This window comes from Bradyrhizobium sp. LTSP885 (assembly GCF_000938305.1).
GTDB lineage: Bacteria > Pseudomonadota > Alphaproteobacteria > Rhizobiales > Xanthobacteraceae > Bradyrhizobium.
In genome coordinates this window covers 389,143-401,786 of the sequence record NZ_JYMT01000042.1, presented here as the reverse complement: position 1 = coordinate 401,786, position 12,644 = coordinate 389,143, and the positions used below count along the sequence as shown (strand labels likewise).

Below are 12,644 nucleotides of genomic sequence, written 5' to 3'. Positions count from 1 at the left end.
AAGGCTCCCGTGACCAACTTACGACAGCTTGCCGACGGACTTCTCAAGCAGCTCCCACGCCTTGTCGCCGTACTTGCCCTTCCACTCGGCGTAGAATCCGGCAGCGCGGAGCTTGTCGCGGAACGGCGCGACCTCGGGCTGATTGAAGACCAGGCCCTTGCCCGAGAGTTCCTGCTTGACGGTCGCATTGAGCTTCTCGGTGTCCTCGCGCTCCTTGACCGCAGCAGCGTTGACGTTCTTGGCGACGATGGTCCTGATATCCTCAGGCAGCGCCTGCCAGGCGCGGCGGTTCATCAGGAACCAGAAGCCGTCCCACATGTGGTTGGTCAGTGAGCAGTACTTCTGGACCTCGTACAGCTTAGCCGCCGAGATCAGCGCCAGCGGGTTCTCCTGGCCTTCGACGATCTTGGTCTGCAGCGCCGAATAGACTTCGCTGAAATTGATCGAGGCCGGCGACGCATCGAACGCCTTGAACATCGAGGTCCACAGCGGCGACACCGGCACGCGGATCTTGAAGCCCTTGAAGTCGTCAGGCCCGGTGATCGGCTTGCTCGACGACGTGGTCTGGCGGAAGCCGTTATCCCAGATCTTGTCCATCACCTCGAGGCCGGACTTGTTGATCTCGCCGCGCACATAGGCGCCGAGGTCGCCATCCATGGCCTTCCAGACCGTGGGGTAATCAGGGAATGCGAAGCCGATGCCGTTGATCGAGGCCGCCGGCACCAGGGTCGCCAGGATCAGGCCGGACAATGTGAAGAACTCGACGCCGCCGGACCGCACCTGGCTCAGCATGTCGGTATCGGAGCCGAGCTGGCTGTTCGGGAACACCTGGAGGTCGAACCGGCCGTTGGTCTCAGTCTTGATCGCCGCCGCCATCTCCCGGGCGCGCGCCACGAACGGATGCGACTCCGGCAGATTGTTGGCGAACTTGTAGCTGAACTCGGCGGTCTGGGCGCGCGCGACCAATGGCGCGCCAACGCCGCCCAGCACGGCCGATGCGGCGGAGGCCTTCAGCAGCGTACGTCGTGAAAAGCTCATTGGTTTCTCCCTCGAGGCTTGTTGTTCTTGTGAGATGCCAATCCTATACGGACCTGATGCCGCGGGGTCACCAGCGATCTCTGTTGATGTCAGCGCTTATTGCAGCGTCCGTACGCCGCGGCAATATGGGCTTTCAGACGAGACGATCGGGCGTGGCGCGACACGCTTTGAGCGCGATGGCCGGCGGCATCTGCCGTAGCAAGTCGGTCGCGCCAAATGACGGCCAAGGTCGAGGACCGTGCGAAGATTTCCCACTAAACATCTGATCTAATTGTAGATATAAATGTTCCATAATATACCTTATGCGAATTATGGATATGGGGTCCAAGGTTCAGCCACGACCGATCCCTCACGGCCAGACCGCATTGAGCAGCTCCGCCAGCCGCGCTCCGCCCTTGGCCAGCTGCTTGCGTTTGATGGCATCGGCGGCCTGCAAATAGTCCGTGTGATTGTCGTACGTGACGATCCACTTCGCCTGCGCCGGCGGCTGTGTCGGCTTGAAGCTCAGGCCTTTGAACGCGTCATGCGCCACCAGCAGCGTGTCGGTGGCCCAGGCCGCCGGCCAGCCCTCCGGCGCACCTTCGCTCGCTCGGACCGACTTCGCGGCATCCATCAGTTCGCCGGTGGCGGCATCGCCGAGATCGGGTGGAATGTCGTCCCATTCATGGTGCAGATTGATGGTCTGGAACGGGACCGCGACGCCGTCCTGGATCGCATTGCCGCCGATCGCGTCGGTGTCCGGATCGACCTTGTGGGCCACGTCGGGATCGACGAGCTTCCCATTGGCATCGAGATAGACTGCGCCGACATGCAGCGGCTGGTGCAGGTCGCCGATCAGGTGCGCCAGTAGCAACAGCGCCTCCTTCTTGTCCTTGATCGAGAACGGGAACGGCGGCGGGATCGGCCTGCCCTGGAGCACCGCGATGGCGGCCGTGATCGTCGCGACCAGATCGTGCGGATTGGTGCCCTGGAAGTTGCGATCGAAATAGCTGCGCTGGAGCGCGATATCGACGAAATGGAAGGTGTTGTGGCAACCGCGCTCAAAGCCGTCGGGCGTATAAGAGCAGGTCGACCAGTTGCGGGCGGCGTAGTCCACCATCCGCGCCCTCTCCCGCGCCGAGTTGAACGGCGTGCAGGGCACCTCGAACTCGAGATGATCGGGATCGACCTCATAGTGAAACCGGCCGTCATCATGGCGGACGACGCTCTTGACGCAGTCCGGCCATGGCGCGGCCTTGCGCAGGTCGATGCCGCGTTCGTCGACCTCGTTGAGGATCTGCTGGACCTGCGCCTTTGCGGCGGGCTTGAGCAACTGGTCCGCGATCGCGCCCACCACGCGATGACCCTGATATCCCCAGGCCGACGCAGCGGTCGGATTGAGGGCGACGACGACAAGCCATCCGAACGCAACAATGGCTCTCAACATGATCGGCCCCTGTGCCATTCAGCTCGCTTTGACGCGGTTGTATCACACCTGAGTAGCAACCATAAGACAATGCGGACCGTAGCTCCCTGGGAACGTCTTCGCTCCCGTCCGTTCATGCGTTTGTGCGTAGCCCCGGGGACCATCCTGAAGTACCATCGAACCTGACTCACAGACCGGAGGGATTTCATGATCAGAATCGTCTCCATCCTTTGTATCGCGGCCGCGATCGCCATCCCGACCACGGCAAGCTTCGGCAAGGGCGGTGGCGGCGGGGGCATGCACCACTCCTCGACAGGCGGAGCATCCGGGACGTCTCCGGGCGCGCCGGGCACCAACGCCGCGGGGACCGCCCTGTCCTCGTCGGGTGTCGGCAGTCAAATGAAGGGCGCGAACCTCGACAACGGCCCGGCGGTCGCCCGCCAGGACGCGGCGGTGGACAAACTGGTGAAGAGCTCGATCTGCCACGGTTGCTGAGCGCCTGATGGCGGAACGTCAGCGCCCTTCTCGATCGTCACATAGTCGGCCAATGAATACCTCCCCTGCTCGCGCTGTCGTGCGCTTGCCTCGACACAACACGGCCTCTTCGCCTATCCTGCCCGCATGAGCGAACATGATCACGACCATCACGACCATCATCACCACGATCACGACCATTCCGATTTGTCGGAGACCGAGCTGCGGGTGCGCGCGCTGGAATCGATCCTGACCGAGAAAGGCTATATCGAGCCGGCAGCGCTGGACGCGATCGTGCAGGCCTATGAGACCAAGATCGGTCCGCATAACGGCGCCCAGGTCGTCGCCAGGGCCTGGAGCGATCCCGCCTTCAAAACAGCGCTGCTCGAAGACGCCACCAAAGCGGTCGGTACGCTCGGCCATGTCAGCCGGGTCGGCGACCATCTCGTCGCGGTCGAGAACACACCTCACCGTCACAACATGGTCGTGTGCACGCTCTGCTCCTGTTACCCTTGGGAAATGCTGGGGCTGCCGCCGGTCTGGTACAAGGCGTCGCCCTATCGCTCGCGTGCGGTCAAGGACCCGCGCGGCGTGCTCGCCGATTTCGGCGTGAGCGTGCCGAAGGAGACTGAAATCCGGGTGTGGGACTCCACCGCGGAGACGCGCTTCCTGGTGCTGCCGATGCGGCCTGAAGGTACCGAAGGCTGGAGCGAACAGCAGCTCGCTGAACTGGTGACGCGCGATTCCATGATCGGCACCGGGTTTCCGCGAAAGCCGGGAGCGCGATCGTGAACGGCGTGCACGACATGGGCGGCATGGACGGGTTCGGCAAGGTCGAGCCCGAACCGAACGAGCCGATGTTCCATCAAGTATGGGAATCACGGGTGCTGGCCATGGTGCGCGCGATGGGCGCCGCCGGCGCCTTCAACATCGACGCCTCGCGATTCTATCGCGAGGCCCTGCCCCCGCATGTCTATCTGTCGAGTTCCTATTACAAGAAATGGCTGCTCGGGCTTGAGGACCTGCTGCTCGACAAGGGCTATCTCGCGAAAGAGGACGTTGCTGCCGGACATGCGGTGAAGCCGGCCAAGCCGCTCGCACCCGGCAAGCTTTCTGTCAGCGACGTCGAACGCACGATGGTCCGCGGCAAGTTCGGCCGCGCAGCACCGGCGCCTGCAAAGTTCAAGGCCGGCGACAGAGTGCGCGCCAGGAACATCCATCCCGCCACCCATACGCGGCTGCCGCGCTACGTGCGCGGCCATGTCGGAATCGTCGAACGCGACCATGGCTGCCACGTCTTTCCGGACACCGCAGCGAACGACGCCGGCGAGAATCCGCAATGGCTCTACACCGTGGTGTTCGATGGGCACGAACTCTGGGGGCCGGATGCCGACCCGACCGTCAAGATCTCGATCGATGCGTTCGAGCCCTATCTGGAGCACGTGTGATGGACACAGAAGCAGCCGGCCACGCCGCAAAGGCGGTGCCGGGCGTTCCGCGCGATGATGAAGGTCCGGTGTTCCGCGCACCCTGGGAAGCCCAGGCGTTTGCGATTGCGCTGTCGCTTCATGAGCGGGGCCTGTTCACCTGGAGCGAATGGGCCGCCGCCCTCGCCGAGCAGATCAAGCGTGCGCAAGCTGCCGGCGATCCCGATACCGGCGAGACCTACTACCAGCACTGGCTGGCCACGCTCGAACACCTCGTCGCTACAAAGGGCGTGACGACGCCGGAGACGCTGCACCGTTACCGCGACGCCTGGGACCACGCCGCCGACCGCACGCCGCACGGCAAGCCGATCGAGCTGACGCCGGCGGATTTCGAGTAGCGGCGCGCTCGCTCCGGGGTGAGATTCCGCTTCGATGATCAATCGGCCGACCCTCGGTGTCGTCGCCCGGCTTGTCCGGGCGATCCAGTATTCCAGAGACGGTCGTGCTCGAGCAGATGGGCCGCGGCGTACTGGGTCGCCCGGTCCATGTGCGCAATTGCGCACAGGCCGGGCGATGACAGCTGCGGGGCTTGCGCCGTCGGGCAAATCAGTGACCCACGCGCCCGGCGTAGAGGGGCCAGAGCCCATCGGTAGACTGCCGAGGCAAGGCTTTGTTAGCTAACTTGCCACACACTCGCTGCCTTTCGTAACCGGGGTCATCGAGCCGTTCCCATGCCTTCCTCCCGCATGTCCTATCTCGACGGCCTTCGTGGCATCGCGGCGCTCAACGTCGCTCTGTCGCATTTCGTCATGGCCTTCGATTTCGCCATCTACACCGGGCGCCCCGAGCACGCGCAGGGGTCCTGGGAAGTCGCGCTTTCGGCCTACCCTTTTCTGTTCATCGCGGCAGGCGGCAATTATGCGGTCTGCATCTTCCTTGCGCTGTCAGGGTTCGTTCTCGCCAAATCGTTCCATACCAGCGATATGTCCGCGGTTGCGCTCGTCGTGAAGCGGACACTCCGGCTCGGACTTCCAGTGCTCGCGGCCAGCCTGTTCGGCTGGTTCGTCCTGGCGTCAGGACTTGCGTTCAATCACGAGGCTGCCGCGATCACGCGCTCGACCTGGCTGTCGGGCCAGTTCACGCAGCAGCCAAGTCTCACTGATGCACTTTTTCAGGCCTGGAACAGCCTGTTGGGCATCCCGACGCGCGCGAACTCTTATAATTCTGTTCTCTGGACAATGCCGGTCGAATTTCTCGGCTCGCTTCTGCTGATCGGGATTTTCGCCACGCGCCTGCCGGCCAACCGGCCGCGGTGGGCTGCAATCATCATGCTTGCGCTGGGCATCATGCTCGCGCGCAGCTACATCTCGGTGGTCCTGTTCGGCGCGGCGCTGTATCTTCTGGACGCTCCGCGTTTCACCGCACGCCTGCGCTGGCGCCCGGCCATTTTGATATTGGTTCTCACGCTGGGCACAGTCCCGCTCAGCATTGAGCGCTGGCCGATCTGGGATGCGCTGCTCGCGATCACGGCGCTTGTTCCGTTCCCTCCGATTATCGCCCCCGGCTTGACGGTTCAGGCCGACGCGTCGATCTGGCACGCAATCTCAGCGGTGATGCTGGTGGCGTTAATCACCGGCTGGCCGGCGGCACAGCGACTGCTCGCGAGGCCGACCGGCCAATACCTCGGCCGCATCTCGTTTCCGCTCTATCTAGCACACATCCCGGTGCTGCTCTCGGTTGCGTGCTCCGTCTTCCTGGCCGCTCAAGCCGCCGGGCTTTCTTATGGCACGTCCGTTCTGATCAGTTTTGTCGCTTACGTGCCTTCGTTTCTGGTTGCCGCCATGGCCATGGAGAAGGCCGTGGACGCGCCGTCAATTCGGCTGGCGGCAGGGGCCGCGAACGCCCTCTCCGAGCCTGCGGCCGGACCGGCAGTACCTACGGCCTAAAAGCCTCACAGCCCTGCTGCATACTCCCGCCAGCCCTTCGCCCGCAGCGCGCAGGCCGGGCATTCGCCGCAGCCGGAACCCCAATCGTGCTGCGCGCCGCGGTCGCCGAGATAACAGGTGTGGGAGTGCTCGCGGATCAGGTCGACCAGCCCTGCCCCGCCGAGTTCGTCGGCCAGCCGCCATGTCGCAGCCTTGTCGAGCCACATCAGCGGTGTGTGCAGCTCAAAGTTTTTGGCCATGCCGAGATTGAGCGCCGACTGCAGCGCCTTGATGGTTTCATCCCGGCAATCGGGATAGCCGGAATAGTCGGTCTCGCACATCCCGCCGATGATGTGGCGGATGCCGCGGCGATAGGCTAGCGCTGCCGCGAAGGTGAGAAATACGAGATTGCGGCCGGGCACGAAGGTGTTCGGCAACCCGTCAGCGCCCATTTCGATCGCGACGTCGCGAGTCAACGCGGTGTCGGAGACCTCCGCCAAGGTCGGGATCGCGAGCGTATGGCTGTCGCCGAGTTTCGCAGCCCAGTCCGGCCGCAGCGATGTGAGGCCGGACAACAGGCGGTCGCGGCAGTCGAGCTCGATCGCGTGGCGCTGGCCATAGGCAAAGCCCAGCATCTCGACGCGGGCAAAGCGCTGCAGCGCCCAGGCGAGGCAGGTGGTGGAATCCTGGCCGCCGGAAAACAGCACCAGCGCGGTCTCGGAGTTGATCTGATCGTCCATGAGAGGCGATTTAGCACCCCGGATGCGATTTGGCATCCTCTGACGCCGCGGCCAATCGGTGGACAGCGTCTCGATTCCGGCGCGTTTCGCTGGGATCGACGGGGCCGATTTGGCATAACAGCCGCGCCTCTCACGCGCCGGTGCCCGATGACCCCTTCCCGCGACATTTCACGCCTGATCGAAATCATGGCTGCGCTGCGCACGCCGGTGACCGGTTGCCCCTGGGACCTCGAGCAGGATTTCGCGACCATCGCGCCCTACACGATCGAGGAGGCCTATGAGGTCGCGGACGCGATCACGCGCGGCGATTTCGAGGATCTGCGCGACGAGCTCGGCGATCTCCTGCTGCAGGTGGTCTATCACGCCCGCATGGCGGAGGAGCAGAAGGCCTTTGCGTTCGGCGACGTCGTCGAGGCTGTTACAACCAAGATGATCCGCCGTCATCCGCACGTCTTCGCCGACAAGGACGGCAACATCCAGCCCGCCGGCGTCAAGAGCGCCTGGGAGCGCATCAAGGCCGAAGAAAAAGCCGAACGCGCCGCGCGACGACCGCCGGAGGACACCGCACACACCTCCCTGCTCGCAAGCGTCAAGGCCGGCCTTCCGCCGCTGGCGCGCGCGATGGAGCTGCAGCGCAAGGCCTCCACCGTCGGCTTCGACTGGAACGACCCGCGCGCGGTGCTGGCCAAAATCCGCGAGGAGGCCGACGAGATCGAATCCGCGCTCGACCGCAATGACAGGCAGGAGATTGCGGAAGAGACCGGCGACCTGATGTTCGCGCTGGTCAACCTCGCCCGCCACGTCGGCGCGGACCCCGAGACGGCGCTGCGTGGAACGAATGCGAAGTTCGAGCGGCGGTTTGCGTATATCGAAAGGACCCTTGCCGCGAAGGGCCGCTCGCTGCAGGACGCCACATTGCAGGAGATGGACGCGCTCTGGAACGAGGCGAAATCCGCTGTCGTCCCTGCGAAAGCAGGGACCCATACCGCGTGATCTATCGGTTCGCTGAAGCTGCCAGTACCGCGCACTTCAGCATCGCGCGCCGCTGAGCTGCGGAACTGCGACTGCGCTCAACAATAAGAGGCGGTGGTTATGGGTCCCTGCTTTCGCAGGGACGACAGCGGGTTCGTGGCTGCAGATGCGTAGCCTACTCACAGATCGTCACAACAGCGTGCCGCGCAGGATCACCGCCGCGACGCCGAAATAGATCACGAGGCCGGTGACGTCGACCAGCGTCGCCACGAACGGCGCGGATGCGCTCGCGGGGTCGAAGCCGATCCGCTTCAGGATGAACGGCAGCATCGATCCCGAGAGCGATCCGAAGGTCACGATGCCGACCAGCGCAGATCCGACCGTTGCGGCCACCAGGCCCCAATGCGGACCGTAGTCGAAGATGCCGAGCGTCTGCCAGAGCGTGATCCTGACCATGCCGATGACGCCGAGGATGGCGCCGAGCGCCAGGCCTGTCGGCAGTTCGCGCAAGGCGACCCGCCACCAGTCGCGCAGCCGCAACTCATGCAGGGCCAGCGCCCGGATCAGCAGCGAGGTGGCCTGCGAGCCGGAATTGCCGCCCGAGCTCATGATCAGCGGAATAAACAGGGTCAGGACGATCGCCTTCTCCAGCTCGCTCTGGAAGGTCTGCATGGCGCTTGCGGTCAGCATTTCCGAGAGGAACAGCGCGCACAGCCAGCCGCCGCGCTTCTTGATCATCTCGAGGAAACTGATCCGCAGATAAGGCTCGTCGAGCGCTTCCATACCGCCGAATTTCTGGGCGTCCTCGGTCGATTCCTCGACGATGGTGTCGATCACGTCGTCGACCGTGACAATGCCGAGGATATGGCCGGGGCCATCGACGACCGCGACCGCCAGCAGGTCGTATCGGGAGATCAGCCGCGCCGCTTCCATGCGGTCGGCCTCGGGCGAGATCATCAGCGGCTTGCGCGCCGGCGCCGCGGTCAGCACGCTGGCATGCGGATCGCCCGAAATCAGCCGGCGCAACGGCACCGCCTGGATCAGCGTCTTCTTGACCGGATCGGTCACGAAGATCGAGTAGACGGTCTCGCGGGTGCGCTCGACCATACGGATGTGATGCAGGACCTCGGCGATGGTCCAGCTCGACGGCACGCTGACAAACTCGGTGGTCATGATGCTGCCGGCGCTGCGTTCCGGATAGGCCAGCAGCGTCGAGATGGTGGCCCTGGTGTCCGGATTGAGGCGGTTGAGCAGCGTGGTCCGGAGCGGCTCGATCAGCTCCTTGAAGATGTCGGCGGCGCGGTCGTCGGAGACGCCGGACAGCAGCGCAACCGCGGTCTCGGTGGGCAGCTCAGCAATGATCTCGCAGGTGTTGTCGAGCCCGGGCAAATCCAGGACCTCGATCGCCCGCTCGGCCGGCAGCGCCCGCAGCATCGAGGCTGCGACCGCCGGCTCCTGCGCATTGAGGGCCTCGACGATATCGGGAGCCCGCTCATGGGCGAGATCCCCGTTCGGGCCCGCGTGCGTCCCGCTGGTTACGACTTCGCCCGAATTCTGCATCGATCGCCCTCGCCTTTGCACCCAGCAGCGCAATGAACCAAGGCGACGGGAAATTCAAACAGAAAGTGCGGCGGCGGGTCGCAGGCCGGCCGTGTCATGGAAGCGTCGTATTCCAGCAATTGGAGTCCGGCTGAACCTGACAAGCCAGAACTATGCGACACGCGGCACGGCGGCAAACCGTGACATCACGATGTCCCGCTTGGTCTCGTCGACGCGCACAGTCATGTCGAAGCGCTCGCCGTGCAGCTCCTTGGTGAGCACCTCGGCATTGCGGTGCAGCCAGCTGATGCCGGCGCCGTCGGAGGCGTCGATCGAGAGATTCAGCGTCGTGCACGTGGCTGCGAGCCGGTCTTCGATCGCGGCGAGCAGTTCCTCGATCCCCTCGCCCGAGGCCGCCGAGACCAGGAAGCAAGGCCGCTCCGGCGGGCGCCGGGCCGCGATGTTTCGCAAATTGTCGCGCTCCTCGGGATCGAAGCGGTCGATCTTGTTCCAGACCTCGATGACGCGCTGGCCGCCGTCGGCTTCGGGATCGATGCCGAGCTGGTGCAGCACCGCCTCGACGTCGCGCTCCTGGGCCTCGGCATCCTCATGCGAGATGTCGCGGACATGCAGGATGATGTGCGCCTCCAGCACCTCCTCCAGCGTGGCGCGGAACGCAGCCACGAGCTGGGTCGGCAAATTGGAGATGAAGCCGACGGTGTCTGACAGCATCGCCTTGCCGCCATGCGGCAGGTTGAGCGAGCGCAAGGTCGGATCGAGCGTCGCAAACAGCATGTCGGCGGCCTGCACGTCCGCGCGCGTCAGGCGGTTGAACAGGGTCGACTTGCCGGCATTGGTGTAGCCGACCAGCGCCACCACGCGGTACGGCACGCGCTGGCGTCCGGCGCGATGCAGCCGCCGTGTCGCCTGCACCTTCTTCAATTCGTTCTCGAGCCGCGTGATGCGGTCGCCGATCAGCCGGCGGTCGGCCTCGATCTGGGTTTCGCCGGGACCGCCCATGAAGCCGAAGCCGCCGCGCTGGCGCTCGAGATGGGTCCAGGACCGCACCAGGCGGCTGCGCTGGTAATTGAGATGCGCGAGCTCGACCTGCAGCGCGCCTTCCTTGGTCTTGGCGCGGCGGCCGAAGATTTCCAGGATCAGGCCGGTGCGATCGAGCACTTTGGTGCTCCAGGCCTTCTCGAGGTTGCGCTGCTGGATCGGCGATAGCGCGCAATCCATCACCACGAGCTCGATATCGTTGCCGGCGATCAGGCCGTTGATCTCCTCGACCTTGCCCTTGCCGAGAAAGGTGGCCGGGCGGAGCTGGCTGATCGCCGCGATGACCTGCTCCACCACGGTGAGGTCGATGGCACGCGCGAGGCCTGCGGCTTCGTCTATCCGCGCCTCGTAGTCGCGGATAGACGAATCCGTTTGCGCATCGCCGTCGCCGCGGCGCGTGCGCAGATAGGGGCCGATGACGATCACCCGCCCGCTGCTACTGTCCCCCGCCGCCCCGGTCCTGGACTTGGGCCGGTCGGCGCCCCCTTCACGGTTGAAGGGTTCCAATCAGTTCACTCTCAAGCCGGTGCATCCTCACCGCCTTCGAACAACTGGATCGGAGCGCCAGGCATGATGGTCGAGATCGCGTGCTTGTAGACCAGCTGCGAATGACCGTCGCGCCTCAGCAGCAAGCAGAAATTGTCGAACCAGGTGACAATGCCCTGCAGCTTCACTCCGTTGACCAGAAAGATCGTCAGCGGTGTTTTGGTTTTACGAACGTGGTTCAGGAAGGTGTCTTGTAGATTTTGTGCGCGGTCTGCCGCCATTGTTTTTGTCCCGCAAGCTTGTGCTTCTTTTTTATTGAACCGGATGTGGCTCTCTGATGGAGCCTCCCCCGGCTGCCCGCCTGCCCTGAGATCCCCCTCTGGCAGGCATAGCGGTACGATTAGAGGCCACGCGCGCTTTTTAGGCAAGCCGGTTCGCGCGTCAGTCCGTAGGAACACGGTGGCAATTCTAAGAAAGTCCGGGGAAATAGACGAATATTCTTGAGTTGGGGGATAAGTGGCCACCCGCCGGCACGCCTCGGAATCGCGTGCTACGGCGCGGACGTTTGTGCTTGCCCAGACAGTGATGACCCCTCCCTAGGGGATCAGCAGCAGGGTGCCGGTGGTTTTTCCGGATTCAAGATCGCTTTGGGCTTGGGCGACTTCCGTCAGGGCATATTCGGTGCGGGCATTTGGAATGATGCCTTGACGGATCGCGGCGATAACGGCCTGCGTGGCGCATCGATAGGTTTGCTGTTCCGCCGCATAGGCCATGACGCTGGCACGCGCGAGCGACAGCGAACGAATTGGTCCGAGTTCTTCGACGGAAACTGGCGGGATCGGCCCGGCTGCTTGTCCGATCGACGCGACCACCCCAAACCGCCTGACACAGCCGAGAGACTTGCGCAGCATGTCGCCGCCGATGCCGTCGATCGCAAAATCGACCCCCTTGGCATTTGTCACCCGGCCGACCTCCGACGCGAGGTCCGCGTTGCGACCGACAATGACGTGATCTGCGCCATTCGCCCGCGCAATCTCTGCCTTTTCCGATGATCCGGCTGTCCCGATGACAACGCCGCCAAGGTGTTTCGCCCATCGGGTCAGCGTGGTGCCCAAGCCGCCCGCAGCGGCATGAATGAGCAAGGTCGTCCCGCTTCCAACCGGATAAATGCGGGTCAGAAGCATGTGTGCGGTCAGCCCGCGCAAGAACGAGCCGGCAGCCATTTTCGTGCTGATGTCGTCCGGCAATTTGACCGCGCGCCAGGATGGCAGAAGACGTGTCGCCGCATAGGCGCCGGCGACGCCGGCATAGGCAATGCGATCGCCTATCCTGATATTATCGACATCGGCACCGACGGCTTCAACGACACCAGCACCTTCCACGCCCAGAACCGCAGGAAGCGGCAAGGGATAGAGGCCGATCCGTTGGTAGATGTCGATGAAGTTTACGCCGACACCTTCGTGGCGGATGCGGAGTTCGTTCGGACCAGGCTGCAGAGGTGCGCAGTCCGTAATCCTGAGTTTATCGATACCGCCCGCGGCGGTCAGTTCTACCTTCTTGTCCATGCCTCATCTCCGTT

13 protein-coding genes are annotated in these 12,644 nt (G+C 64.0%); 6 read left to right on the top strand and 7 right to left on the bottom strand.

All coding sequences use genetic code 11. The features are described from left to right. Window positions 1-18 precede the first annotated feature (18 nt). A complete protein-coding gene (locus tag UP09_RS30890; RefSeq protein WP_044542112.1) occupies window positions 19-1,038 on the bottom strand; it encodes a TRAP transporter substrate-binding protein in 1,020 nt (339 codons plus the stop codon). A gap of 349 nt (window positions 1,039-1,387) precedes the next feature. Then, window positions 1,388-2,464, bottom strand: coding sequence for a S1/P1 nuclease (locus tag UP09_RS30885; protein ID WP_197082770.1), 1,077 nt, complete (start codon window positions 2,462-2,464; stop codon window positions 1,388-1,390). A gap of 186 nt (window positions 2,465-2,650) precedes the next feature. Between UP09_RS30885 and UP09_RS30880 the strand changes: the two genes are divergently transcribed. The 5 genes from UP09_RS30880 to UP09_RS30860 all read left to right on the top strand — a co-directional run bounded on the left by UP09_RS30880 (window position 2,651) and on the right by UP09_RS30860 (window position 6,290). Continuing rightward, window positions 2,651-2,938 (top strand): hypothetical protein, encoded by a 288-nt coding sequence (locus UP09_RS30880; RefSeq protein ID WP_044542110.1) that lies wholly within the window; start codon window positions 2,651-2,653, stop codon window positions 2,936-2,938. A 126-nt stretch (window positions 2,939-3,064) separates the two neighbouring features. Next, entirely contained in the window at window positions 3,065-3,709 is a 645-nt protein-coding gene (gene nthA, locus UP09_RS30875; protein WP_044542109.1) for a nitrile hydratase subunit alpha, read from the top strand. Then, a complete protein-coding gene (gene nthB, locus UP09_RS30870) occupies window positions 3,706-4,365 on the top strand; it encodes a nitrile hydratase subunit beta (RefSeq protein ID WP_044542108.1) in 660 nt (219 codons plus the stop codon). Before nthA ends, nthB begins: the two co-directional genes overlap by 4 nt. Next, window positions 4,365-4,742, top strand: coding sequence for a nitrile hydratase accessory protein (locus UP09_RS30865; RefSeq protein WP_044542107.1), 378 nt, complete (start codon window positions 4,365-4,367; stop codon window positions 4,740-4,742). Before nthB ends, UP09_RS30865 begins: the two co-directional genes overlap by 1 nt. Before the next feature lie 348 nt (window positions 4,743-5,090). Then, complete coding sequence (locus UP09_RS30860) at window positions 5,091-6,290, top strand: acyltransferase family protein (protein WP_044542106.1); 1,200 nt, start codon at window positions 5,091-5,093, stop codon at window positions 6,288-6,290. Between the two features lie 5 nt (window positions 6,291-6,295). Here the strand turns inward: UP09_RS30860 and queC are convergent, their stop codons facing one another. Then, window positions 6,296-7,009: a 7-cyano-7-deazaguanine synthase QueC gene (gene queC, locus UP09_RS30855; protein WP_044542105.1), complete on the bottom strand. Its 714-nt coding sequence runs from the start codon at window positions 7,007-7,009 to the stop codon at window positions 6,296-6,298. Between the two features lie 147 nt (window positions 7,010-7,156). On the opposite strand from queC, the gene mazG reads away from it, so the two are divergent. Beyond that, window positions 7,157-8,002 (top strand): nucleoside triphosphate pyrophosphohydrolase, encoded by an 846-nt coding sequence (gene mazG, locus UP09_RS30850; RefSeq protein ID WP_044542104.1) that lies wholly within the window; start codon window positions 7,157-7,159, stop codon window positions 8,000-8,002. Window positions 8,003-8,170: 168 nt separating this feature from the next. Here the strand turns inward: mazG and mgtE are convergent, their stop codons facing one another. The 4 genes from mgtE to UP09_RS30830 form a co-directional block, all read right to left on the bottom strand. Next, the gene (gene mgtE, locus UP09_RS30845; RefSeq protein ID WP_044542103.1) at window positions 8,171-9,541 is read right to left on the bottom strand and encodes a magnesium transporter; all 1,371 of its coding nucleotides are present in this window, start codon (window positions 9,539-9,541) and stop codon (window positions 8,171-8,173) included. A gap of 150 nt (window positions 9,542-9,691) precedes the next feature. Further along, window positions 9,692-11,086 carry a GTPase HflX gene (gene hflX / locus UP09_RS30840; protein WP_044542102.1) on the bottom strand — a complete coding sequence of 465 codons (1,395 nt, stop codon included), beginning with the start codon at window positions 11,084-11,086 and terminating at the stop codon, window positions 9,692-9,694. Window positions 11,087-11,097: 11 nt separating this feature from the next. Further along, window positions 11,098-11,346 carry an RNA chaperone Hfq gene (gene hfq, locus UP09_RS30835; protein WP_006020546.1) on the bottom strand — a complete coding sequence of 83 codons (249 nt, stop codon included), beginning with the start codon at window positions 11,344-11,346 and terminating at the stop codon, window positions 11,098-11,100. A gap of 315 nt (window positions 11,347-11,661) precedes the next feature. Beyond that, window positions 11,662-12,630 (bottom strand): quinone oxidoreductase family protein, encoded by a 969-nt coding sequence (locus UP09_RS30830; RefSeq protein WP_044542101.1) that lies wholly within the window; start codon window positions 12,628-12,630, stop codon window positions 11,662-11,664. Between the last annotated feature and the right edge of the window lie 14 nt (window positions 12,631-12,644).